General features: G+C 59.5%; 18 protein-coding genes and 1 pseudogene. 13 read left to right on the top strand and 6 right to left on the bottom strand.

Annotation, left to right across the window (positions count from 1 at the left end; all coding sequences use genetic code 11):
• The first annotated feature begins 118 nt into the window (after positions 1-118).
• Genes V3B25_RS13190 through V3B25_RS13205 form a run of 4 tightly spaced genes read left to right on the top strand, consistent with a single transcriptional unit; the run spans position 119 to position 5,319 of the window.
• A complete protein-coding gene (locus tag V3B25_RS13190; protein WP_231347519.1) occupies positions 119-1,444 on the top strand; it encodes a site-specific integrase in 1,326 nt (441 codons plus the stop codon).
• Positions 1,431-3,011 (top strand): site-specific integrase, encoded by a 1,581-nt coding sequence (locus tag V3B25_RS13195; protein ID WP_148239573.1) that lies wholly within the window; start codon positions 1,431-1,433, stop codon positions 3,009-3,011. The genes V3B25_RS13190 and V3B25_RS13195 overlap by 14 nt, the downstream gene beginning before the upstream one ends.
• Entirely contained in the window at positions 3,004-4,860 is a 1,857-nt protein-coding gene (locus V3B25_RS13200; RefSeq protein ID WP_197599790.1) for a hypothetical protein, read from the top strand. The genes V3B25_RS13195 and V3B25_RS13200 overlap by 8 nt, the downstream gene beginning before the upstream one ends.
• 6 nt (positions 4,861-4,866) lie before the next feature.
• Entirely contained in the window at positions 4,867-5,319 is a 453-nt protein-coding gene (locus V3B25_RS13205) for a hypothetical protein (RefSeq protein WP_197599789.1), read from the top strand.
• A 224-nt stretch (positions 5,320-5,543) separates the two neighbouring features.
• On the opposite strand, the gene V3B25_RS13210 is transcribed toward V3B25_RS13205, so the two are convergent.
• Entirely contained in the window at positions 5,544-6,452 is a 909-nt protein-coding gene (locus V3B25_RS13210) for a DUF6602 domain-containing protein (RefSeq protein WP_099484968.1), read from the bottom strand.
• A 724-nt stretch (positions 6,453-7,176) separates the two neighbouring features.
• Between V3B25_RS13210 and V3B25_RS13215 the strand changes: the two genes are divergently transcribed.
• The 9 genes from V3B25_RS13215 to V3B25_RS13255 all read left to right on the top strand — a co-directional run bounded on the left by V3B25_RS13215 (position 7,177) and on the right by V3B25_RS13255 (position 18,971).
• Positions 7,177-10,923 carry a CHAT domain-containing protein gene (locus tag V3B25_RS13215; RefSeq protein ID WP_329810825.1) on the top strand — a complete coding sequence of 1,249 codons (3,747 nt, stop codon included), beginning with the start codon at positions 7,177-7,179 and terminating at the stop codon, positions 10,921-10,923.
• Positions 10,924-12,163: 1,240 nt separating this feature from the next.
• Positions 12,164-12,616 (top strand): antitoxin Xre/MbcA/ParS toxin-binding domain-containing protein, encoded by a 453-nt coding sequence (locus V3B25_RS13220; protein WP_231347516.1) that lies wholly within the window; start codon positions 12,164-12,166, stop codon positions 12,614-12,616.
• A 244-nt stretch (positions 12,617-12,860) separates the two neighbouring features.
• Positions 12,861-14,441, top strand: a complete 1,581-nt coding sequence (locus V3B25_RS13225; protein ID WP_197599787.1) for an AAA family ATPase — start codon at positions 12,861-12,863, stop codon at positions 14,439-14,441.
• A complete protein-coding gene (locus V3B25_RS13230; protein WP_197599786.1) occupies positions 14,419-15,507 on the top strand; it encodes a UvrD-helicase domain-containing protein in 1,089 nt (362 codons plus the stop codon). Before V3B25_RS13225 ends, V3B25_RS13230 begins: the two co-directional genes overlap by 23 nt.
• A 123-nt stretch (positions 15,508-15,630) precedes the next feature.
• Positions 15,631-15,978, top strand: coding sequence for a metalloregulator ArsR/SmtB family transcription factor (locus tag V3B25_RS13235; RefSeq protein WP_099484974.1), 348 nt, complete (start codon positions 15,631-15,633; stop codon positions 15,976-15,978).
• Entirely contained in the window at positions 15,975-16,505 is a 531-nt protein-coding gene (locus V3B25_RS13240) for an arsenate reductase ArsC (protein ID WP_197599785.1), read from the top strand. The genes V3B25_RS13235 and V3B25_RS13240 overlap by 4 nt, the downstream gene beginning before the upstream one ends.
• A 7-nt stretch (positions 16,506-16,512) precedes the next feature.
• The gene (gene arsC / locus V3B25_RS13245; RefSeq protein ID WP_338322621.1) at positions 16,513-16,926 is read left to right on the top strand and encodes an arsenate reductase (glutaredoxin); all 414 of its coding nucleotides are present in this window, start codon (positions 16,513-16,515) and stop codon (positions 16,924-16,926) included.
• On the top strand, positions 16,923-17,648 hold the full coding sequence (gene arsH, locus V3B25_RS13250) for an arsenical resistance protein ArsH (protein WP_005411450.1): 726 nt from the start codon (positions 16,923-16,925) through the stop codon (positions 17,646-17,648). The genes arsC and arsH overlap by 4 nt, the downstream gene beginning before the upstream one ends.
• Positions 17,649-17,666: 18 nt before the next feature.
• On the top strand, positions 17,667-18,971 hold the full coding sequence (locus tag V3B25_RS13255) for an arsenic transporter (RefSeq protein ID WP_329810826.1): 1,305 nt from the start codon (positions 17,667-17,669) through the stop codon (positions 18,969-18,971).
• Positions 18,972-19,001: 30 nt separating this feature from the next.
• Here the strand turns inward: V3B25_RS13255 and V3B25_RS13260 are convergent, their stop codons facing one another.
• From V3B25_RS13260 to V3B25_RS13280, 5 genes and pseudogenes are all read right to left on the bottom strand, one after another.
• A complete protein-coding gene (locus V3B25_RS13260; protein ID WP_109337117.1) occupies positions 19,002-19,280 on the bottom strand; it encodes a hypothetical protein in 279 nt (92 codons plus the stop codon).
• Entirely contained in the window at positions 19,277-22,474 is a 3,198-nt protein-coding gene (locus V3B25_RS13265; protein WP_197599784.1) for a CusA/CzcA family heavy metal efflux RND transporter, read from the bottom strand. Before V3B25_RS13265 ends, V3B25_RS13260 begins: the two co-directional genes overlap by 4 nt.
• A gap of 8 nt (positions 22,475-22,482) precedes the next feature.
• Positions 22,483-23,289: pseudogene (locus V3B25_RS13270) on the bottom strand (efflux RND transporter periplasmic adaptor subunit); the annotation flags it as partial.
• A gap of 137 nt (positions 23,290-23,426) precedes the next feature.
• Positions 23,427-24,650 carry a TolC family protein gene (locus tag V3B25_RS13275; RefSeq protein ID WP_329810847.1) on the bottom strand — a complete coding sequence of 408 codons (1,224 nt, stop codon included), beginning with the start codon at positions 24,648-24,650 and terminating at the stop codon, positions 23,427-23,429.
• Positions 24,651-24,907: 257 nt separating this feature from the next.
• Positions 24,908-25,525, bottom strand: a complete 618-nt coding sequence (locus V3B25_RS13280; RefSeq protein WP_114618997.1) for a cation diffusion facilitator family transporter — start codon at positions 25,523-25,525, stop codon at positions 24,908-24,910.
• Between the last annotated feature and the right edge of the window lie 3 nt (positions 25,526-25,528).

Genomic DNA, 25,528 nt, shown 5'->3' on the forward strand with positions numbered 1-25,528 from the left:
TGATATAGCTTCGAGGAAGGCCCTGTTTTTACAGGGCTTTTCTTTTTTCTACGCTGACTTGCGTAGTCGAAAATTTCATATACAGTTGTACATATGTCAAAACAGTAGAAGAACAGTGATGGCCATGCTGTCAGTTCATGTGCTTGGCGAAGGAGAACGAGTTCCAATGCTCCACGACGAGCAGGGCGTGCCTTTGTTCTACCCGACCCTGTTTGCTACTTCCCAGCTTCGGAATGCCGGGGCAGCCGTCAACACGATCCGAAACAAGCTTGCCGACATCGTTGTACTTCTGCGCTGGGAGCAGGCCAATGGCCGAGACCTGATCACCGAGTTCCGCAGCGGGCGCCTTCTCACAGTTTCAGACATAGTCTCGCTTCGAGATTTCGCCAAGCTCGACATGCGGGAGTTGAGTTCAGTGGGAGAAGGTGACAAGAAACGAAGCGTCGTCATCGATTTTCTCGAGGCGCGAGTTGCCTCAAATCAGGTGCTGGCCACCATTGGTGGGCAACAGCATTTCAACCGTATCAGCACGTTTGCCGACTATCTGGAATTTACGGCTTCGGTCGTTACACAGCACCAGAACTCGTCTCGAACCGCTCAAGAAATTGCGCGGATGGCTAGAACCATTCGCAAGCACCGACCGCGCGGGTTGGCAAAACAGAGGGATGACGATTTGGATCTGCGCTCGCCACCCTCCGAGTTGGTCGAGCGATTCATGGCGATAGGCACTGAGGGTGATCCGCGCAATCCGTTCCGGCATCCGGAAGTCCAGCTCCGCAATGCCATCATCTTCGGGCTGCTAAGACACACCGGAATGCGACGAGGAGAGCTATTGAGCTTGCGACTCGACCAGTTCGACTTGGGCCATGAGCCGCACGTCTGGGTTCGGCGCAATCAGGATGATAAGCATGACCCGCGACCCTATCAGCCGGTAACGAAGACCAAGGAGCGGCCATTACCGATACCTGAGGCGCTCGCCAATCAGATCGACCGTTACATGCTGAATGTCCGTTCCAGGATCGGCCCCGCCAGAAGGCATCCGTATCTACTTGTCTCGCACAGGAAGGGCGATACATGGGGCAAGCCACTCTCCACCTCAGCTCTGAGTAGCCAGATCTTTTCGCGGATGCGCGCGGTGGACCCCGCCTTTGAGGCGATCCATCCCCACGCCTTTCGACACCATTTCAATTACGAGCTTTCCGTCAACATTGACAAGCACAACGCCAAGATCCGGTCGGGTGAAGATGCTGAGGCATTGCCGTTCAGCGAGGCTAGGGAGCTGGATGTTCGTGCTTTCCTGAATGGTCATCGCAGCAAGGCATCGGGAGCGACGTACAACCGGCGCCACATTCGTGAAGCCAGCGACAAGGCTGCTCGTCAGGTGCAGGCCGCTCATCCCAAGCGTAGCGATAACTCCAAGGGGGGCGGTGGTGATCCGCGCTAATCCAAAGCAGGTCGATGTCGAGGGAAAGTCGACCGCTCAGACAGTGTCTAAGGATGGTTATCCCTTCAAGCCTTCGGATAAACATTGGCAATTAAACAAGGACGTGCAGATTTCACTAGCGCTGCCGGGGGTGGTTGAAGCTAGAACCGAGGCTGGCTTTCGCGCCACGCTGTTGCGCTATGCGGAAGAGGCATCCGCTCGTCATGCGCGAAATATGGAGACGCGTTTCAAGCGATACCTGCGGGATACAGGAGCGTCGCGGGTGACCGTGGTTGACCTCATCAACTGGCGCGCCAGCCTTGCGGCAGACGAGCAATATCAGTTAGGCGGCCTGAAGGGCTTCCTGCTTGCCTGGCACGACTACGGATTTGACGGCGTCACCAGCGAAGTCGTTGATCTCCTCCAAAGCTGGCGAATAAAGGGGAACGAAAAGGGGGCGGCCGTTGCTAGTGGTTGCCCCGAGAATGGGCCCTACACCGACCTCGAGATGGCTGCGCTCCTGGATTGGGCGAACCTCGCGGTAGCACGAAAGGACATTGCATTCGAGGACTACGCATATCTGCTCACCTTGGCGATGACCGCGCGCCGTCCCGTCCAGATCGCTGCTCTCAGGGGGCGGGATCTCGTTCGTGAAACAGGTGAAGGCGCGCCCATGTTTAGGCTCAACATTCCGCGAGCCAAGCAACGTGGCATCGCTTTTCGAGGTGCCTACCGGTCTCTTGCCATCCTTGAAGACCTATATTTGGTGCTTCGGCAGCAGCATCGACAGTCCGTCGCCGCAGTTTTCGAGGCGATTGGGGGGACGGTTGATCCTGCCTTGGTAGGTGAGGTGCCGATCTTTCTCAATCGCAAGAAGCTTGAGGATGTTGGAAATTTAGACGAGCTCACCGACTATCTGATGGGTGGCGCGCCAGATCAACTGCATGCAAAAATTGACTCGCTCGATTCCGCTCTACAGCGTTGCGCGAAGGCGTCGACTGCGCACTCGGAGCGTACTGGTGAGTTTATTCGTTTTTCCGCACTGCGATTCCGACACACGCGAGGCACGAAGCTTCGCCGAGAGGGATTCGGTGCATTCATCATCGCCGAGTTGCTGGATCATTCCGACACCCAGAACGTCCACGTGTACACGGAGAACACCGCTCAAGAGGCGGTAGTCATCAATGAGCTAGTGGGTGCTCGACTCGCTCCCTTCGCGCAAGCCTGCCTCGGCAAGCTTGTCCACTCTGAACGTAAGGCAGTTCGCGGTGACGATCCGCGGAGCCGTGTGCCGAATGATCGTCAACACGCGGTGGGGACCTGCGGTAACTATGGATTCTGCGCTAGCGGCTACCGAGCCTGCTACACATGCTTTCACTTCCAGCCGTGGGTCGACGGGCCGCATGAAGAGGTGCTGGTGGACCTATATGCCGAGAAGGAGCGCACCCGGGAGGCAGGCTGTTCCAACGTCATTGTTAATGCTAATGACCAACTGATCCTTGCTGTCGAGCACTGTGTTTCGATGTGCAAGGATGCGAGGGCTCAGATGCTCGACGCGAATCTGTTGGAGGCGGGCACCCATGGGTGATGTCGTCCAGTTCGTTCCCCGCGCTGAGCGCGAAGCCAGCGGAAACCTTGCCGACTTCATACGCTTGGCAAAAGAGGGTCTGACTGCCTTCGCGAATGGTGGCGCTTGGGATCGCGACAAGTGGCAGCAAAACGAGACCATAGTCGTCTTCGCGACGAAAACAGCACCTCTGAACTCATACTCTTTCACGCCCTTCGTCGAACCATTCATGCAGTTCGCAAAGGCATACATTCGATACAGATATAGCCACAGGCCAGTCAAGAGCTTGGCAATGATGCTCCAAGCACTTCGCTGCGTGGAGGCAGGATTGCTGGCGGCTTGCGGCCGAGGAGATGTCGGACTCCTGAGTGGTGCGGTAATGGACGTTTGCGCCAACAAGTGCAAGGAGTTCTACTCCAGCGAGGACGTGCACCACAAAACCGGGCTCCAACTTCAAGCTGTATTCGACTTCTTACGTGAGAAGAGCCTTGTCCCGTCGTTGCCGGCTTGGAAGTCTCCTTTCAAGAAGCCGGTGATCCTGACCGAGGATCTCGGCGAAGCGGGACAGGCCCATCGCATGGAAAAGCTTCCCACCAATGAGGCAATGCTCGCAGTTGCTGACGTGTTTGCCCAGGCCGACGATCGGGAGAGTCAGTTTTACTCATCAATCTTCATCCTGCTTATGGCCGCGCCAGGCCGCGTCTCCGAAGTGCTGAAGCTTCCTATTGACTGCATCCAGTGGGAGGAAGATGACGACGGTAATCTTCAGATGTTCCTGCGTTGGAATGCGGCCAAGGGCAAAGGAGCGACGAGGAAGTGGGTCGTGCCTGTCATGCATGACGTCGTGAAAGAGGCCGTCCGGCGCCTGATCGAAATCGGTGCTCCTGCACGTGAGTTAGTCAGGGCGGCGTTCGAAGGCTCCACGTCTTCGTCTGAAGATGTCGGCACGTCCAATCTCATCAAAGAATTTGGCGGCTTCTACTGGCCCTTCCTTGATGAGAAGAGGGTGCTGACGACCTGGAGTGCTCTGTGCCTGCATCGAGAGAATGAATTCAGTCGCGAGAAGGAAATTAGGCCTGACTCATGGCGGATTCCAAACGCTAACGAGGTGAATAAGCGCTTGGGCGCTGGCAGCGGCCACGGCGAATCTCTCTTTGACCGTATGGGCCTGCGGAATTTGGATGGCACGCGCATCACGTTGACATCGCACCAGCTCCGTCATTGGCTCAGCACGATGTCAGAACGGGCGGGCATGGACGACTACAGCCTGGCGCGCTGGGCCGGTCGCGCAAAGGTTTCCGACAACCGTCATTACGACCATCGCTCGCCGGAGGAACGCCTAGAGGCTGCCCGTGGGCTGCTTCCGATGCAGCCTGCCCCATTGCTCGAGCGCATCAAGCAGCGTCAGCCGGTGACGTATCAGGAACTTGGGACTGATCGGCTGGGAACGGCCAAAGCCACGCTCTATGGCATGTGCGTGCACGACTACGCCATGGCACCGTGCCAGAAACAGCGCGAATGCATGACCTGCAAGGAGCATGTTTGCATCAAGGGTGATCACGTTGCGCTAGACCGGATTCGCCTCTTGGAGGCGCAGACGGAAAAACTGCTCCAGCAGGCCATGAAAGCTCATGAGGATGGCGACTTTGGTGCCGACCGCTGGGTGGACAATCACAAGTGGAAGCTCGCGCACGTCAAGGCAATGAGGATCGCATTGGAGCATCCCAATGTTCTGGAGGGAGCGGTCCTCAGGATTCCGGATGGGCACGATCCTTCTCCGGTTCGCCGTGCTCTCATGGATCTTGGCGTTGTCGAAGTGCCCTCCATGGATGCGCTTGGTCCGAAAATGATTGCCTTGGCTCTTACCTGACCCGCCATGCCAAAGAAGATCATCACCAAGGCAACGCTGCCAAAGATAATGCGTGAGCTGGATCGCTGGGACGGCAAGCTCACTTGGCCGCTATTCTGCGAGCGCGCCGCAAAGGTGCTGGACGTGCCTTCGATCTCGAAGCACACGATGTACCTTTATCCTGCCGTCAAGGAGCGGTTTCAGCAGCGTCAAAAGGATTTGCGTGAGGCGAGAGATGCGCTCCCGAGAGATTTCACGTTGGACGCCGCTATCCGCCGCATCACTGACTTGGAAGCGCAGGTTAAACGGTTAGGGGACACCAACAATCTGCTTCTTGATCAGTTTCGTCGATGGCAATACAACGCCTACGCGAACAACGTTCGTATGGACTTGCTTGCATTGGACAAGCCGTTGCCTGAGGTGAACCGTTCTGGTCGCCGGAAAGGTGAAAAGAAGAAGAGAGAGAATAGCGAGCAGTGACCTGGAAGTGGTCTCTTTTGAGAGGTCACGGCAGCTCCGCGGGTCGCAATGCACGCTACTGAGTAGTAGAGCCTCGGTTCGGACCGATCAGAATCGGCTGCCGGCTCTTATCGGCGCCTTGCAGGAAGGGATCCGGACACTGAAAGAGCGGTGCGCGCAAGAAGACCAAGCTACGCACGGTCGATCTGTTCGAGGTGTGGTGCGCATTGCTGTACGTAGTGCTCTTAAGTCGAACCTAACATTCGCTTGGATGAGACGGGGATCCTGTAGTGCTGTTCCTGCGCGCTATAGCCTGCAGCGGAGTGCGCCCCTCCGACCATGTGCGGCTGCTGTAGCCGATTCACCGCAACCGCGTGATGCAGATAGGCGCTAAAGATCTGAAGTGCGCTTCCCTCGCCGTCCCGTGGAGATTCAATGGCGTAGGAGGAGTTAGGGTCGGTGGTCACATCGCCGTGGACGTTCGGATCCGTTCCGGCAACGCATGAGAAGGACCAGGCGGGGCCGTCTAGAACACAGATGCAGTCGGGCAACTGTTCAATTTCCTCAATCCCAAGCTGCTTGAACAGTTCGCCGGAGTTCATCGCTTCAGGCAGCTTTCGGAGGGCGCGCGCAGAATATGCGATTACTCCCGCAAAGTACGTATTGCGGCGGATGGATGCAGCTTCCATCACGTCGACCGCAGATTTGATGTTCTCAAGGGCCTCGACCAGGCTGCCCGCCCAGCGGTAGTGTCGCCCCTTGGGGGTGAGAAACGATGGGCTGGTACTCATCCGGACGGTTTCTCTCACTATTTCTAGAGAGCTCTTGACCTCAATGATCGCAGCAACGGATTCAGGCCTAACGATCGAAAATTCATCGGCGCGTAACAGCGGGGTAAAGTCCTGCTTGTCATGCGCGAGGCAGTCGATCTGACGCGAGGATCGATCAACCTGATTGTCTTGCTCTCGATCATGATCGGTCACGAATCCGCTGGTAACCAGGAAGCGTGATGGGAGATGCTGCTTGAGGAACTCTCGCAGACTCGCTTCCCGATATGCTCCCAGCGTGCCCGGGTGGCTGGTGAAGAGGCTGATCCTCTTCCCGTCAGCAAGGAGTTTCTGGGCTTCCAGGCGGTAGGACGTTGAGACGCTCATTGTTCCGATGACTCCAAATGGGGCGTCCTCTCTGCCGGGGCGGGTTGAGGAGCTTGATGGACTACTCCAAAGGACGGCTTGCTCCCGCTTCCTCTCCATTGGAAGGAGAGGGGGCTGGCTCTCCAAGCTCCTTCAGCGAGGCCTGAAACGCCGCTATCGGCGTGAACAGCTTGAACTTTAGCCTCGGAGTTCAGAGAACGCGATCACGATGCCCATGCCTGCCGCATCTTGGCCTCGGTGGCCGGCTCAGGTTTCGCATGATATGCGTTGGTTATCGGGCTGCATGCTTTTTATGAAGGCCTGCTTGCTCGTAACTTGATTTCTCGACCGTCTCGGACAATTCAAACTCGCCATTATCGGGTACACCGCTGTTCTCAAGGGCTCTCAACTTGGAGAACTCGCAAGTAGCGAAGGATGAGTCAGGAGCTGCCGGATTCCCAGGTCAAAAAAAAGGAATGCGCACTGTTGTTCCACGGTATTTGCCATTGCTCCGGCGAGTTGGAGTCCTCCAGTATCTGGTGGCATCAAAGCTGGGTTGCTCCGATCGCCTGATAGTCCTCGAGCGGACATGTCGATATGACCTATGCGCAGAAGCAACTGATGCTTGAGATGAGAGGGCGCTGGGTCTGTGCGAATCCTTGGACCACCGTGGCGACTATTGATCGATGGCCCTAGAATTGGTTCCTAAAAGCCACTTTCAGGATGAGGACAAGGAATGTCTGCCATGCTTCAGTCGGATGAGTTCCCGTGGGAAGAGCTGATCGCGGACCAAGGACTGGCTCCGACGAACATCGTACTGACGGCTAACACTGGCCGCGCGGAGCGGGTGGCCAAACTGGTCAACCTGATGCTGATCTCCACGGTCGACTCGGGGGAGGCTGCATTCAGTCAGGTCTGTGTTCTATTGCCCCCTGATGTTCCGGATACGATCCATCAAGACGTGATGAATGACATGGCTCGGCGCCATGGTGGATCCGATGAGGTTCACGCACAAGCTGTGTCAGGGCGCCTCCATGTTCACCGCGTTACGTCCCTGAATGCCGCTGAGCTGGTCGCGTTAATTACAGACCTTCCTGATGGAAGCTTTGCCATTGTCCTCGACGCGTCAAGGTATCGTGCGCCAGACGCGGCCAGCATAAGCTCATCATTTGGGCTGCCGGAGGACCGCTGGATTCCATCCTTGATCTGGCTGGCGGATGCGTGTATCGAGCGTTCATCAGCTCCCAGATGTGTTCTGATCGATGCGGGTGCGTCACCGCCACAGTTGGAGCGTAACATTGATGCCTTCCGGGATCTTGACTGCCTGGTGTGGGCGGTTGGCGGTCAGGCCGCGGTAGCTGATGACGAGATCCTCAGATTCAAGCGATGGGTTGCCCGAGTCAAGCGAGGGGATGTCCTGACTGTCCTGGATGAAGTTGACGTTCTTGAAGCCACGTCCAACCAGTCAAAACTCATAATGAAGGCTGACCTTCTGCATAAGGGCGGAAGGTCGTCTCGTGCCGCGGAGCTTCTTCAACCCCTTTGGGCCTCTGCGGAACGTCTTGCTCCGTTTGTAGGAATTCGATTAGCTGCCATCGCAGTTGCTGGTGGGGACAGGGTAGGCGCAGCGGTGTTTCTAAACGGGTGCGCCGCCAAACTTGACGATCCTCAGATGATGGAGGATGCCCTTGACCTGGCACAAACGCTACAGTCCGAAACGGTGACGCGTCATTGTTTGTCCTGGTTGGCCCGGTACCAGCCTGATTCGGCGGCGCTACAAGAGCATCAGCTGCAGGCCATGCTTGTCGCCTGTCGTGACGGGGGCACGATCCAGTGCAATGACATTGCAGGTCTCCCCCTCACGGCCTATGTCGATCTCATTCTTGCCAGCGTTCATCGCCAAGAGGTTCCGGACTACTCTGCAACTATTTCAGGTCTTGGGACGGAGTGGGAGCATCTTCACAGTGAGACCGTACTTGCGTGCGCACTTGATGCGATGCGACGAGACCTGCCCGTTCAGGCGGCAATGCTTGTGGTCGGCCTGTCTCCGGTGGCGGGGCGCGTAAGTGCCTCGAGCCAGCTTCTACTCTGGACAATTGAGCGCTTGCTGATCGCTGGACAAGGGGATCATCGTGAACTCATCAGCGATGCCGTCCTGTGGGCGCTCAGGTACTTGGCTGCTCACCCAGCTGATACGCAGGTTCGTGAGCGGCTTGACGAGCTTCTTTCCATTGATAGTGCTGGCGTGAATGGCATCGCACTGCTGGCTCACGCGGTTCTCCGACTCATTGATATCCAGCAGGTGTCCGAAACCTCCCTCCACCGGCCTTCAGTGCCGGCGGGGGCGTGGCAGGATGAGGAGTGGCTGGGCTTCTACCGTTCGGCCACGGAATGGATCACCCAAGATGGGGTCGTGGACCTGGCGACGGTGCGCCTTCCGATAGAATTACTTACGCTGAGTGCTGATGAGGTACTGGCAAAGCTCAAGGTGCTGGCACAGTATGTCGTCGAGCAAGAGCAGCCTGACGATTACGCCGTTCTGAATCAGATGTTGATGATCGCGTTCGCGGTAGTGCCGCATGCGGACAACTCGAGCGCGGATCTTGAGCTGCTCAGGTTGGTGGCTACACGGCTGGTCATTACCGGTCAGGCCCAGCTTGCCCGCGACCTGGTCGAGTCGGGTTTGTCTGCCACGCATGATGATCCTCATCGACTTCGTCTTGCGTGGCATGCCTATGGCGATGTGTTCCATCGGATGCAGGACCATCCAAGGGCACTGCTTTCCTTCGGTTGCGCGGTCGCGAGCGGTGGAGATATCGGGCTGGAGCAGGCGTACTATGAGAGCGTTGCCTTGGCAAGAGCCCTGCGCGACATCGGGCTGTTTGACGTCGCTCACGCGCTCTTGGCGCGCTGTGAGGGGCTGATTTCCCGAATGGGGGCTGGGGAGGACATGGCCCATCGATTGCAGACACTGCGGCTCGGTGTTCGCCTTGGCGAACTGCATTCTCTGAGAGCAGAGCTGGGGCATTGGATACCGCTACTGAGTGAACTATCAGCCAATCTTCGCGAGGTCATGCGCAGGGATGATGAGATCACCACGGTACTTCTACTTCTCGTCCAATCACGCGATCGCGTTCTGCTGCTTGGCGGGGAAGTGCCCTCGTCAGTTGATGAAATCATACAGCAGGCCAGCGCAATGGCCGGCGCGATCACTCAGGATCTATTGCTTCTGGCTGAGAACGCAGCCCCGGGGAGGGACCGACTCGTTTCCTATGCGCAGCTTGCTCAACGTGCACGGTATTCGGGCGATGTCGGCTTCGATGTGCAGCGTTTGGTTCGCGCGGCCCGAGCTCAACTTGCCCAGGAAGAGACGCTCGCCGACGCAGAGCTGGCTGCGTTCGCGGTGGAGGCTACCTCCGATCATGCCATTCTAGTGCCTGGCGCAGTTGGCCAGCGCTGGCTTCCGTCCACCCTCGACGAACCGGCTGAGACGATCAATCTCTTGTCCCAGCAGGGGCTTCAGGTGGAGTTGCTCGCCCTCGATAGCGCTGACCGCCTCATCCGCGTCAGCGGTGTGGACGGACGGATTCTGGTGAATCGTGAGGATGGGGTGTTCTCCGCCCGCGGACTCGATGCATGGTCCATCGTATATCCATATGCCTTTGGCATAGACAGTGATGATCCCAATCTGTTCCATACCAGTATGCGCGAGTTGGGCCTGTCCAGTAGCATCGGGGCTCGCACCGTTTTTGTAATGGACACCCGGCTGCAGAGCATTCCCCCGCAGCTATTGGTCGTTGAAGGAGAGTTCGTCGGTAATCAGGCCTCTATTGCGGTGGCCCCTTCCTTGGCGTGGCTGCGAGGTGCAACGACCTCAAGCCCGCTTCAGTACGGACCACCGGCAGCTTGGATATCAACCGCCGTATCCGACGGTGAGGACGGTACGCTGTGTAGGGTGGCTGATCGCCTGAACGAGACTTTTGTCCAGCATCAGATTCAGCTGGATACCGGCGCCGAGCCACCTCCCAGCCTGCGAGCTGCCCAATTGGCGATCGTCGCCGCTCACGGCGGGCTGGATCCCGGTGCACGCTTCTTCCAGGTTGTGTCGGACGAGTCGGCGCTGAGAATCAGCTCATTGGACCTTGCTCGAGCGCTTGAGAGGGTCGGGGTGGCGATTCTTTTTGTATGCAGCGGTGGGCGGCAGAACGCTCATCCGGCAGCGAACACCACCGTGGGACTACCGAAGCAGCTTCTCAGTCGCGGAACACGTGCGGTCATCGCATCGCCTTGGCCTTTGGACTCTCGTGTGCCGTCGCACTGGCTCCCGGCGTTTCTTCATGCATGGAATGAGGGCGCCCGACTGATCGATGCAAACGCGGATGCAAACCGGGCGGTCGCCCGGCAAATGGGTCATGAGCCACGCGATGCGCTGGCAATGACGCTTTACGGCAACCCTCTTCTGTGCAAGGGTGACCTGCCGCTTTCTGAATAAGGGTGACGGCAAGTGCGGGGTAACTCCCTGGCTCGATGGGTAGGGCATGGACCGCAGTATTCTTGAACGTCTAGGGGGCAAAGAGACTTTGGCGATTGCCTCGACGTGCAAACGCACACCTGGACACTCGCTTAGCTCGACTCACGGCCTGAAGCGACCACTTGCATGCTCACTGCTGCAAACCTGCAGCAGATACGTTCTGGCCATTTCGGCAGGGTCGATAGTCAACGTTGGCTGACGGGGCCTTTGCTCCTGTCCAGAGCTCGCTCTCTTCAGGAGAGTCGCTTGGTCCATCTCTTGGTCAGTGACAGGATGCCCACTCCGACCGGATGCGCATTGAGTTAGGCCCAAGTGATGACAGATGCGATCATTGAGTCGGAGAGGACATAGCTTAGAGAGGCCCTGCGGCTTACCAATGGACGACGCTCACGCCGCCTTTGAGGCTCTTGAGAAATTGGATGGGGCACTATCGCCGGCCCTCGCCGCAGCAGTGGTTCGCTTGGTCCAGTCCAAGCATGCATACGACGCTTTGGCAAGAAGGGGCGACCCTTTGGCTGCGATTGCTGGGAGTCGCCTGGGGATCTGGCAGAACGAGCACTCTGTACCTGGTGCTGTCAACTTCTTCCACCGAGTGGCGCTAGTGCCTGCGGTCCACATCATTTAGGGCATTTTTCCCTTTCATTTCATATAGATAGAAAAATTACTGCTCATTTAGAGTGGCCATACAGCATGAGATGTCTGCCAGCATCGCTGATCAACTACCGCACAACAGATGCATCACCTCTACAGCTAACGTCATGTTGATCACGACGAACCAGCCATCTATCCAACGTTGCAGGCTAATGCCCAGCGTCGCGGTGCGGAGCTGCTCGGATCATTTGTGATGGATTTCCCCTTCCAAGCCCAATGGTGCCGTGAAATCCATCGCCGGCGCCTTCCCTATAAGGCCTATTGCGGCAGGGCATAGAGGCCCAGTAGTCACTGTTGTCCCCTTCAGTGTTTATAGGTCCTGAAGGGGTCACACCACGTTGTTCACTACCAGCCACCACGTGTCGTTGAAATAGAATGCAGACGTGCGGCCGGCAGGCAGTCGGCTGCCAGACCGTCGGCCGAGGCGGGGCTGTTAGGCCTCCCTCGCACCGAACGGTCGAGATGACATGAGCATCGCCCGCCTATGTAGGCCAACTATTTATTCAATCGGCGCATCGCGGAAGGGTGCGATGAGTGAAACGGGAGTAGCATGACTCATCTGCTCCCCCAGGCCAGAGGGATGATCTACCCAATCGCCAGTGACGCCACCAGCCTGGAAGGACCTGCTCTGCGCGCGTTTACCAAGATGGCAGAAGTTTGGAAACTAAGCGCTCATGAGCAGTCGGCAATCCTGGGTAGGCCCATCGACGTTGCTTGTGCACAGCTAGAGGCGGGAGTGACTGACGGCCTTTGGCCAGAAACACTCGAGCGAATCAGCTATGCGCTCGGCATATACCGGGCACTGCACATCCTCTTCCCTGATCAGCAGCAAGCTGACAGCTGGCTACGACGCCCCAACTGCGCAGCACCGTTCAAGGGGACCCCGGCCTTGGCCTTCATGTGCTCTGGTCAACTCAACGACCTTGCCACTGTTCGTGACTATCTAGAGGCCCAGGGAATCGCCGCCTCCCTGACAGCTCCGACGACGTCCAGCAGTCTGTGACCGAGCACCACTAAGAAAGTCGGGACTATAACCACCACCTCGTCACAACCACCAAACCGCATAGCCGATACGTGAGACGAACGAAGACGATGGATCCTGTTCATTTTGCAGTCTTTGATGGCTTACCTTCTGTGCCCGCCAGGCCTGTCCAGAACAAATTCTTTCCAAATCCAGTCCAGTTGGCATCGTTCTTAAGAGCCGCGTAAAGTTCTGTAGAGACAGGATAGTCCACTGGGGACGGAGCATGCCGATCGAACGTATTGTTATCGATAACTTCAAGTCTTTTCGTCACCTCAATCTGCAGCTCAATGCGCACATGAACCTTGTGGTTGGTGACAACGAGGTGGGAAAGTCCACCTTGCTGGAAGCGATCCACGCAGTAATAACTGGGCAGCTGTATGGTCGCAACCTCACCTACGAGCTCACACCCTATCTTTTTCACCAGCCAACGGTGAGGGAGTACTTAGCGGCTCTGCGCGCAGGAACGCCTGCGTCACCGCCCAGGATCTCCATTGAAGCCTATTTGGGGAACGATCCCGCGCTGGCGTCTTTGCGCGGCACCAACAACTCATTAGGTCTAGACAGTGCAGGCGTCCGATTGCTGGTCGAGCTTAGCGATGACTATCGCGAGGAATTCAACGCCTACCTACAGCAATACCAGGGCGCGACCAGCCTCCCAGTGGAATACTACACGGTGCGCTGGTACTCCTTTGCCAACAACGGCGTCACCGCTCGTACCATCCCGTTCGATTCAACTATCATCGACACCCACGGTATCAAGACACTGTCCGGAGCCGATCGCTATATCGCCAGCATCATCGAACAGGCGCTTACCCCAGCGCAGCGCGTTTCGCTATCTTTGAGTTTTCGCCGCATGCGGCAAAGCTTCTCGGAAGAGGACGACGTTGCCGCCATTAATGCTTATCTCACTCAGCACACAGGAGACATCAGTCACAAAGCACTGACGGTTGGCGTGGACTCTTCACCGCGCTCAACGTGGGAAACAAGCTTGTCACCGTACCTGGATGAGCTTCCTTTCACCCAAGCTGGCAAGGGTGAGCAAAGCGCAGTAAAGATGAAGCTGGCTATGCATGCTGCAGGGTCGGCGCATGTACTGCTGATCGAAGAGCCGGAGAACCACCTCTCCTTCTCTGGCATGAGCCAGCTGATTGACAAGATTTCAGCGCTCTCCACGACGCAGCAGGTGGTCATCGCAACCCACAGCAGCTTCGTTCTGAACAAGCTGGGCGTGGACAACGTGATCCTGTTCAGCGCCCAAGGCCAGATGAAACTGGATCAGTTGCCGCATGATACGCACGATTACTTCATGAAGCTTCCTGGTCATGACACGTTGCGACTGATTCTGGCCAAGCAGGCAATTCTGGTGGAGGGCCCGTCCGACGAGCTGATCGTGCAACGTGCCTACTTTGATCACCACGGCGTAGCGCCATTGGCGCGTGGCGTGGACATCATCTCGGTCAAATCACTGGCGTTTAAACGCTTCTTGCAGATTGCGGAGCGCCTGCGTATTCAGGCCAGAGTCGTCACCGACAACGATGGTGATATCGCGCTGGTGCAAGAGCGATATGCCGACTTCCCCAATGCCATCTACTACGATTCTGACGAGAGCGCCCCATCGTTGGAAGATCAACTCATTAAAGCCAACTCATTGGACGAGCTGAACACCGTGCTGGTCAAGTCATTCGCCGACGAGGTGGCGTTGCTCAAGTACATGAAAGGTCACAAGACCGATACGGCCCTAGCCATTTTCAACAGCCCTCATTCAATCAGGTTCCCGGACTATGTCCAGCGTGCTATCGCCTAACCGGGTACTGCTATCGGCAGCCGGCTCTGGCAAGACCACCTTGCTGGTCCGCCAGGCCTTGGAGCGACCACAGCGCCGCATCGCTATGCTCACCTATACCTTGGAGAATCTCGAAGAAATTCGGCGCTCATTCGAGGCCCATGCCGGCGCGGTTCCCGCGAATGTTACGTTGTATAGCTGGTACGGATTTCTGCTACGCGAGTGTATTCGACCTTATCAGGCTGCACTGTGCCGCGAGCCACGGGTTGAATCGATTCAGTTCGTTGAAGGACGGACTAACAACCGGGCACCCCGCTCGCAGACTTCCCGCCACTATCTGGCAGGCGACAGGATGTACTCGGATCGGGCCTCCGATTTCGCCGTTCGTTGCGATGAGCTAACTCATGGTCAGGTCATCTCGCGCTTGGCGGACATGTACGACGAAGTGTACGTCGATGAAGTGCAGGACTTGGCTGGCTACGACCTAGATCTGATCGAGCGCCTGTTGAGGAGCCCGATCGGCATTACCCTGGTGGGCGACACTCGCCAAGCGACCTACGCCACCAACTACGCGCCTCGGTATAGCCAGTTCCGCGGACCGAACTTGGCGACCTTATTCCAGCTTTGGGAGTCGCACGGCTTGTGCCAGATCGATCACCGCCTCACAAGTTTGCGGTGCGTGCAGGCGCTATGTGATCTGGCCGACGCGCTCTATCCACAGATGCCTCGGACTCGATCAGGGAATGATCAGGTGACGGGTCACGATGGCATCTACCTTGTCGCGCCCCATCATGTGACCGCATACATGCAGGAATTTGCCCCGACCGTGCTGCGGCATGACCGACGGCAGGCGTGCGACGGCCTACCAGCGATGAACTTCGGTCAGTCCAAGGGACGCACCTACGGCCGGGTCCTCATCTTCCCTAATGGGCCTTTGACGCAGTACCTGCGCACTGCAGATGCGTCACGCATTACGGCGCCACCTAAGTATTACGTGGCCTTTACCCGGGCGAGGCAGAGTGTGGCGTTTGTGTATAACGGCACGTGCGCGCTTCTGGGCCACCAGCTCTATACGCCTCAATCCTAAACGCCTTAGCGGAGCGGTAGCTCGCAGGACTCGCAGCAGACCTCGATTCCGGACAGGTACGTCCGGAGATGGGATCGCCGGCCAGACACTTGCATCCTACAAGAATAGTTGTAGGATCTAGGCATGAAAGATGATTCCGCCGTCCTCGCACTCTCTGCGCTCGCCCAGTCTGATCGCCTAGCTGCATTCAGGATGCTGGTTCGTGCTGGCCCGGATGGCATGCCCTCCGGCGAAATTGCGGAAGCTCTCGCGATCGCGCCACCACGCATGAGCTTTCACCTCTCGACCCTGGAGCGAGCTGGCCTGCTGCGCTCGTGGCGAGACGGGCGGCGCGTGCTGTACGCCGCTAGCTATGAGCACATGCGCCAACTGCTCGCGTTTCTGACTGAGGACTGCTGCTCCGGGACTCCCGAGATTTGCGGTGACCTCTTCAAACTCGCCCGCCCATGTACCTCGGAGACCTGCGGATGAGCCTTACTCAGCCCTTCAACGTCCTGTTCCTATGCACGGGCAATTCTGCGCGATCGATACTGGCGGAAAGCGCCCTGCGGAGTATTGGCGATGGCCGTTTCAACGCGTTCTCTGCCGGCAGTCACCCCAAGGGCGAGGTCCACCCGCTGGCGATTGAGACGCTGTACGAGGCCAACTACCCGGTCGAAGGCCTGCGGTCCAAAGCATGGGAGGAGTTTGCCGCGGCAAGTGCCCCCCGCATGGATTTTGTCTTCACTGTCTGCGACCACGCTGCTGGCGAGGCGTGCCCAATGTGGCCCGGGCGACCATTGACGGGGCATTGGGGTATCGAGGATCCCATCCGCGAAGCTCACGGGGAAATGTGGCAACGCGCCGCCTTCCGAAAGGCGCTGATGTACCTGGAAAACCGCATCCGAGCCTTCGTCGCGCTGCCACTCCATACGCTGTCTCGAGCAGCATTGACAGCGCAAGTCTGCGCAATCGGCCAGCTCGAAGGCACTTCGTTCTCCCGACCAGACGTTGCTTGAGGGATCCATCATGACACTAACGATCTATCATAATCCGGCCTGCGGCACGTCCAGAAACGTTCTGGAAATGATGCGCCAGTCGGGCGAAGACCCGCAGGTCATCGAGTACCTGCAGTCACCGCCGACGCGCGAGAGACTTGTCGAACTAATTGCCGCAATGGGCATCACGCCTCGCGACCTCCTGCGCAAGAAGGGAACGCCATACGAGGAGTTGGGCCTGGACAACCCTGGCCTCACCGACGACCAGCTGGTGGACGCGATGATGGCTCATCCCATTCTCATCAACCGTCCAATCGTGGTCTCCGACCGTGGCGTTGCATTGTGCCGACCGTCTGAGAAAGTGCTCGCACTGCTGGCGAACCCCGTGTCTTCCTTTACCAAGGAAGATGGCGAGATCGTTACAACCGGGACGTCACCGTGATTGATCGCATTGCGGCAGATCTGCCAAACATCGACCCCACACAACTTGCGCCGATCGACGTAGACGCCCTCATCGGGCTTGGCGACCCGATCCATCCACCGCGGATGCTCATCCTCTACGGCTCACTGCGTGAACGCTCCTTTTCCCGCCTGCTCGCAGAGGAGGTCGGTCGGCTTCTACGCTGGTACGGCTGCGATGTGCGTATCTTCGATCCGCACGACTTGCCATTGCCCGACGGCGCGTCTCCCGATCATCCTAAGGTGAGCGAACTTCGCGAGCTCGCGTACTGGTCCGAGGGCATGGTCTGGGTCAGCCCTGAGCGTCACGGCGCCATGACCGCCATTATGAAGGCTCAGATCGATTGGATACCTCTGGCCGACGGTGCCAAGCGACCGACACAGGGCAAGACTCTGGCCGTCATGCAGGTTTCCGGCGGCTCGCAGAGCTTCAATGCAGTAAACCAGCTACGTGTCCTTGGCCGATGGATGCGAATGGTCACCATCCCGAACCAGTCGTCCGTGGCCAAAGCCTTCCAGGAGTTCGATGAGGCCGGGCGCATGAAGCCATCGGCCTACTACCAGCGTGTCGTTGACGTATGCGAGGAGCTAGTGAAGTTCACCTGGCTCGTACGAGGACGCGCAGCCTATCTCGTTGATCGCTATTCCGAGCGCGTTGAGAGCGCCGATGAGCTTTCCAAGCGCGTCAATCAGCGCTCTATCTGACTTCCAACGGTGGGTTACATGCTTGCTCTCGCGATTTTTATCGTCACTCTTGTTTTCGTGATCTGGCAACCTCGCGGGCTTGGCATAGGCTGGTCGGCACTCGCCGGTGCCGCCGTTGCTTTAGCCACTGGGGTTGTTGGGTGGAACGATGTTGGAACGGTGTGGGGAATTGTCTGGGATGCAACGTTCACCTTCGTCGCTCTTATCATCATCTCTCTCATTCTCGACGCAGCCGGTTTCTTCGCGTGGGCCGCCCTGCATGTGGCCCGTTGGGGCGGCGGCAATGGTCGGAAGCTTTTTCCGCTCATTGTCCTGCTGGGAGCTGCAATTGCTGCAGTGTTTGCCAACGACGGCGCGGCTCTTCTGCTGACTCCGATTGTTCTTGCGATCCTGTTGCGCTTGAATTTCCCGCCTGCCGGCGCGCTGGCATTTACGGTCGCCTGCGGATTTATCGCCGATACCGCCAGCCTTCCGCTCATTGTCTCCAACTTGGTCAACATCGTTACAGCGAACTTCTTTGACGTGTCCTTTGGGCGCTACGCCGCGATCATGGTGCCGGTGAACCTGGTATCGGTCGGAGCTACTTTGATCGTCCTATGGCTCTGGTTCCGGCGCGACATCCCCAGTAGGTATCCAGTCGAGGATCTAGAAGCGCCCCGCGACGCGATACGCGACGTGGCAGTTTTTCGCGCAGCGCTGCCTCTTCTAGTACTGCTACTGATTGCGTACTTCGTAACCGGGCCGCTCGGCGTTCCTATTGCTTTGGTGACGGGTGCAGCTGCACTAGTGCTGATGGGTATTGCAGGCCGCTGGGCGACTGGAGGCCGGGGCGCCACAATGGCTGTGACCAAGATCCTGTGTGACGCACCCTGGCAGATCGTGCTGTTCTCGATCGGCATGTATCTAGTCGTCTACGGACTGGGTAATGCCTGGCTGACTGACGCGGCGAGTGCAATCCTAGAGTGGTTGGCAACGCAGGGTAGCTTCGTGGCAACGATTGGTACGGGCTTTGCGGTCGCTGCTCTCGCTTCCATTATGAACAATATGCCTGCGACACTGGTCGGTGCGCTTGCTATCGATGGGGCGAACGTATCGACGGCCACTCGCGAGCTGATGATCTACGCCAACGTCGTGGGCAACGACCTTGGTCCCAAGCTGACCCCAATTGGGTCGCTAGCGACCCTGCTGTGGTTGCATGTCCTTGCCGGAAAAGGCCAACGGATTACGTGGGGGCAGTACATGAAGGTAGGGCTCATCCTGACGCCCCCCGTCCTGCTGACCACGCTCATCGCGCTTTGGATTTGGCTGCCGTTTACACGATAACTGCGTAGGCACTCAGGAGAGTCGCAGCGATCACAATTTCTTCAATGGCGCCGTCGTGGGTGGCGGCGGCGCCGGCCCAGGGTCGTTGAAAGAAAGCACTGCCTGCTCGATGCCGAATTGATCGAAAAGTACGCGGGCGATCACAGCGTGGACCACGTCAAGGTCCGCCGAGGGGGCAGCGACAGTGATCGTGGCCACAATCGCGCGGCCAGTTGCCGGGCCTGGGACCAGCCGCAGGCCGTCTACTGCTTTCACGCTCGGGTCCGTGAACATCGCTGCCCGGACCTCTTCCAAATTGATCTCGTTCATGAGGTTGAGGGCTCTTGGATAGCGCCATCGCCACGACTGCCGCGGTCGCGATGTAGCCAGCGGTACAGCACCGGCAGGACCAACAGCGTCAGCGCGGTCGAGGACACGATACCGCCGATTACGACCGTGGCCAGCGGCCTCTGTACTTCAGAACCAGCGCCTACGTTCAAAGCCATCGGCAGGAAACCAAGGGAAGCCACCAGGGCAGTCATCAAGACCGGTCGTAGTCGCCCCAGGGCGCCATCCCGGACAGCATCTTCGAGGGCGTCGCCTTGCTCACGCAGTCGGCGGATGAAGGCAATCATGACCAAGCCATTGAGTACTGCCACGCCCGAAAGCGCAATGAAGCCTACGCCCGCAGAGATTGACAGCGGAATTCCGCGTAGAGCCAAGGCGATTACGCCACCAGTCAATGCCAAGGGAACGCCACTGAACACGATGGCGGCATCCTTGGCCGAGCCGAAGGCCATGAACAGCAGGGCGAAGATCAGCGCCAATGTGACCGGGACAACCACCGCCAAGCGCTGGCTGGCCGAGATCAGCTGCTCGAACGTGCCGCCATAATCGATCCAGTACCCCTCTGGAAGCGGTACATCCTGGCCGATGCGGGTACGCAGATCGCCAACGAATCCGCCAAGATCACGCTCACGCACGTTGGCGGTGATCACCACTCGACGCTTGCCGTTCTCACGATTGATCTGGTTGGGCCCGCGCTCTACCTGTATCTTCGCCACTTCTCGTAGTGGAACAGTGCGAGGCCCACCGTTGGCACCAGCGGCTACACGGCTGGACTCATCGATACTGGTGCTCTCCGGCAGTGGAATGGGCAGGTCCGCAAGCACAGCCGGGTCTTGCCGCAGCGATTCGGGCAAACGCACCACCAGGTCGAATCGGCGGTCGCCCTCGATCAGCTGGCCAGCGACGCTACCGCCGATGGCGGTTGCCACCGTGTCCTGCACGTCACCCGGATTCAATCCATACCGCGCCAATGCCGCTGGATCTGGCGTGATGGTGAGCAGTGGTAGGCCAGTAACCTGCTCGGCCTTGACGTCTTCGGCGCCGGGGACCCCGCGCAGGACGCGCTCGACCCGGCTGGCCAGGCGGGTCAGCTGGTCAAGATTGTCGCCGTAGACCTTGACCGCAACGTCCGAGCGAACGCCGGAGATCAATTCGTTGGTGCGCATCTGGATGGGCTGAGTGAACTCGTAGTTGCTACCCGGGATCTCCTTGGCCGCCGCCTCCAGCTCTTCCACCAGCTCGGCCTTGGGTTTGCGCGGGTCGGGCCATTGGTCGCGGGGCTTGAGCATCAGAAAGGTATCGGCCATGGAGGGGGGCATCGGGTCGGTGGCCACTTCGGCGGTGCCGATCTTGGAGAAGATGTTGGCCACCTCCGGGAACTGGGCCAAGCGCTTCTCCAGCGTTTCCTGCATCGCCACCGACTGCTCCAGACTGGTGCCGGGGATACGCATGGGCTGCAAGGTGATGTCGCCTTCATCCAAGCTCGGCACGAACTCCGAGCCCAAACGGGTGGCCAGCACGCCACACCCCACCACCAGCACGGCCGCGCCTGTCAGCACTACGACCCGCCGCCGCAGCGCCCACTCCAGCAGCGGCGTGTAGCGGGCACGTGACCAGCGCATCAAGCGGTTGTCGTGCTCGGCCACACGGCCGCGCAGGAAGGTGGCAATGGCCGCCGGTACGAAGGTCAGCGACAGCACCATGGCACCGGTCAGGGCCAAGACCACCGTGATCGCCATTGGGTGGAACATTTTTCCTTCCACCCCGGACAGCGCGAAGATCGGCAGGTAGACCGCCGCGATGATGCCTAGACCAAACAGACTGGGGCGAATCACCTCAGCCGTGGCCGAGGCGGTCAGATCAAAGCGCTCTTCGTCGTTGAGCTGGCGGCCCAGTGCGTGCTGCGCCTCCCCAAACCGGCGCAGACAGTTCTCGATGATGATCACCGCCCCATCCACGATCAGGCCAAAGTCCAGGGCGCCCAAGCTCATCAGGTTACCCGACACGCCGCCACGCACCATGCCGATAATGGTGAACAGCATTGCCAACGGGATCACTGCCGCGGTGATCAACGAAGCGCGCACATTGCCCAGCAGCAGGAACAGCACCACCACCACCAGCAGCGCGCCTTCGATCAGGTTCTTGGACACCGTGCCAATGGTGCGATCCACCAGCGCGGTGCGGTCATAGACGGCCTTTGCATGTACGCCAGCGGGCAAGCTGGCGTTGGCGGCGTCCAGCTTGGCCGCGGCTGCCTGGGAGACTTCCCGGCTGTTTGCGCCGAACAGCATGAAGGCGGTACCGACCACGACCTCATGGCCATTCTGGGTCGCCGCACCCGTGCGCAGCTCCTTGCCTTCGCCTACGCTAGCGACGTCGCGGACGCGAATGGGCACGCCATCGCGCCGGTCCAGCACGATGTTCCCAATCGCGTCCAGATTGGCCAGCTGGCCGGGCACGCGCACCAGAAATTGCTGGCCGTTGCGCTCGATGTAGCCGGCGCCGATGTTCTGGTTATTGCGCATGACCGCTGCGACCACATCGTTCAGCGTAAAGCCCAGTGCCACTAACTGGGCCGGATCCGGGGTGATGTGGATCTGCCGCTCAAAGCCACCGATTGTGTTGACCTCGGTCACTCCAGGCGTGGTGCGCAGCTGCGGCCGGATCACCCAGTCCTGCAGGGTGCGCAGGTCCGTGGCGGTATACGGGGTGCCGTCGGGCTTGCGGGCGTTGGGCTCAGCCTCCACGGTGTACATGAAGATCTCGCCCAGGCCGGTAGAGATGGGACCCATCTCCGGGTCCAACCCTTCGGGCAGCTGAGATGCGATCTGCTGTAGCCTTTCGGCGACCTGCTGGCGGGCAAAGTACAGGTCGGTGCCGTCTTTGAAGACGACAGTGACCTGGGAGAGTCCGTAGCGCGACAGCGAGCGGCTGTAGTCCAGCTTTGGTAGCCCGGCCATGGCCGTTTCAATGACGAAGGTCACTCGCTGCTCGGCCTCCAGCGGCGAGTAACCCGGGGCCTGGGTGTTGATCTGGACCTGGACGTTGGTGATGTCGGGCGTGGCGTCAATGGACAGGTGACGGTAGCTCCACACGCCCAGTGCGACTAGCGCAGCGGTGAGCACCAGCGTCAGCCAGCGGTGGCGGATGGACAGACCAATGAGGCGTTCGAGCATGGCGGGCCTCATTCCTCTTCCACAGTGGATTTTTCGATGTCGGCCTTGATCAGGAAGCTTTGGGCCACCACCACTCGTTCACCCGCCTTGAGCCCTTCCAGCACTTCGGCGCGTTCGGCGTCACGGCGCCCCAGCTTGATCGGCCGGGTGTGGTACGTCTCGCCCTGCTGCACGTAGACAACGTCCTGGTCCTGTGCGGTCTGCAGGGCGGTGATCGGAACCACCAGCGACGCCGATTGGCGATCCACGGTGACCCGCGCCTTGACCGCTGAACCCGGCCGCCACAGCCCATCGGTGTTAGCTACGGTTGCGCGGGCAATAGTGCTTTGGCTGGCAGTGGCGGTGCCGGGCAGGACGCGCTCCAATGTGGTCTGCGCCGTGACGCCATCACTCAAGCGGGTGACCGTCACCGGCACGCCGGCACCGATGTGCTGGGCGTCGGCGCCGAAGATGTGCAGGTCCACCCACAGCGTGGACAGGTCAGCTACCTCGAACAGCGGGGCGCCCTCAGGCGCCGACATGCCCACGGCGGCCGTACGCGCCATGACCACGCCATTGATCGGCGCGGTAACGGTGTAGGTGGTCAGGCTGAGGTTGCTCTCCACTGTCGCGAGCACCTGGCCGGTGCGTACCTGGTCACCCACGCCCACTCGCACGGAACGGACCGGTCCGGGGAAGCGTGCAGTGACCTGCGCGATGCGCCCATCGATTGGGGTCAACAGCCCTTGTACCTCATGCTCATCGGCAATCTCACCGGGTCCAGCCGGCGCGACCTGGATTCCCGCCGCCTGCGCAGCTTTGGCCGAGATCTCGGTTTCCAGCGGCGCTTCCTCGTGCTCGCCGTGCTCTTCGCCCTCAGCGGCGTGGCCTCCTTCGGATGCTTCGTTGGGGGTCGACGCGTTGCAGGCCGCCAGCATCAGAGCCATGCCCAGTGCGGTCCAGGAAAAGCGATTCATGGGGTCTCTCCAGTGGAAGCGGCAGCCGGCGGCGTGACAAGCGCCTGGCCGGTCAGTCGTTGAATTTCGATCAGGGCGCGCTGCGCATCCAAGGCGACGTCCAGCTGTTGCTGGGCCATGGCGGTACGTTCGGACTGCAACTGTGCCCATTCCAGGTAACTGATCGCCCCAGCACGATAGGCACGCTCAGCGGCCTGCTCGGCTCGGGCCAGCTTCGGCAACACGTCGTCGTGCAGGCGCGCCACCTCGGCCTGTGCCACGGTGTAGCGGCCATGGGCTTCGACCAGCGTGGAGTACAGCGACAGGCCCTTGGCCTCGCGCTCGATCGTCAGGACCTGCAGCTCGGCTTCGCCGGCTCGAATCTCTGGCTGTGCGCGGCTGCGGCTGCCCAGCGGCATGGATAAGCTGGCGACCAGCGCGGTGTCATCGGTCTCCTGTAGTCGGCGCACTCCGAGCTGCCAGGACAGGTCCGGTGAGGCCGCTGAACGCGCCAGCTGCAGGCGTGCCTGCGCGATCCGGCGGGCGTCGGCAAACTGCGCCAATTCCGGAGTCCGTTCCAACTCATCGGCCAGCGTCTGCATGGAGGCGATCGCCGGCAGGGCCATCGGATCGGCCGGGACCACTTCGAAGGTGGGAGTACGTTCGCCCCACAAAGCAGCCAGATGCTGACGAGCAGCGAGTCGCTGTTGCTCGGCCCGATCACGCTTCAGCTCGGCCCGCGCAAGCGCTGCCTGCGCGGTGAGCAGCACCGACTCGGGTGAGGCGCCGGCCTGCAGGCGCTGCCTGGCGGCCACCACGGTTCGCTGGCGCTGGCCAACATCGATGTCCGCTAGGCTTCGTTGCCGGTCGGCACCAACGACAGCCAAATAGCGCTGCGCCGTCTCGGCTAGCAAGTCCAGGCGCCCGGTCTCGCGCTGCACGGCCAGCGCATCAATCCGGCTTTGTGCCAAGGTACGGCGGGCGTCGAGCTTGCCGCCGCGCTCCAGCACCGAACTCAGGCTCAAGGTTAGCTCGGCGCTGTCCAAGCCACCGGCCGCGCCGGTGCCCAGCGCGTTTTCGACCTCGGCACCGAGCGTCCACGGTGGACGCTGCATCGCCTTATCTCGCTCGGCAGCGAGGACAGTGGCTCGCGCATCGACCAGACGCAGCTCCGGATGGGTTTGGGCTACGCGTGCAAAGGCATCGTCCAAGGTCATCAATTCGGCCGCCACCGCAGGCATCGCTACTGCGCCCGTTAACAGCAACGCGGCCAAGGCCGCCCATCGCACAGACATGGAAGTACTCCGAAGGTTCTTGAGATCACAGGGATCGGCCTGCGCCTACATGCGTCACCCGGCAATTGGCGGTCGAAAGGGCGCGACCTGATGCTCATACGCATCTGTACGCGTTTCGGCCTCGATTTCAGGCAAATCCCGGCCGACAGCCAATTTCGCCAGCAGCAATCAGCGCAGGGAAAATCCCAGTTGGCCGCCCGCGGTCATGCAGGGGTCTTGCGCGCGTCGGCGCGTGCCCGGCGCGCGTCGCCCAATATTTCAAAGGCTTCCTTCATCACGTAGAGGCCGATAAAGGCACCGATTACGAAATCTGGATATGGACTGGCCAGCCACCACACCAGTAGGCCAGCCAGGATCACGCCCACGTTGGCTACCACATCGGCTCGGGTGAAAAGCCACGTTGCCCGCAGATGTACTTCGCCAGACTTCAGTGGCGCCAGCATGCGAAGGACCGCGAGATTGACCACTAGCGACAATAGAGCCGTACCGATCATCCACCCGCTTACCGGTTCAGCCCCGTGGAGTACGCGGCGGCCGACCTCGACCAGCACGCCAACGCCCAGAATCAGCAGCACGCTACCGCTAACCCAAGCAGCGTTGGCCTTGAAGCGCGCCGTCCGACCGATAGCGACCAACCCAATGGCGTAGGCCGTGGCGTCGGAGAGCATGTCCAGTGCGTCGGCAAGCAAGCCGGTGGAATGGGCGATCCAGCCGGCAATGCCGCCAATCACCGCCATTGCAGCGTTCAGTGCCAGAGCGATCCACAGCACGCGCCGTTCCTGCGCGTTCTTTGCCTCGTGGTGGCAGCCGCAATCACTCATCGG

This window comes from Stenotrophomonas sp. SMYL8 (assembly GCF_036320065.1).
GTDB classification, from domain to species: Bacteria; Pseudomonadota; Gammaproteobacteria; order Xanthomonadales; family Xanthomonadaceae; genus Stenotrophomonas; species Stenotrophomonas maltophilia_A.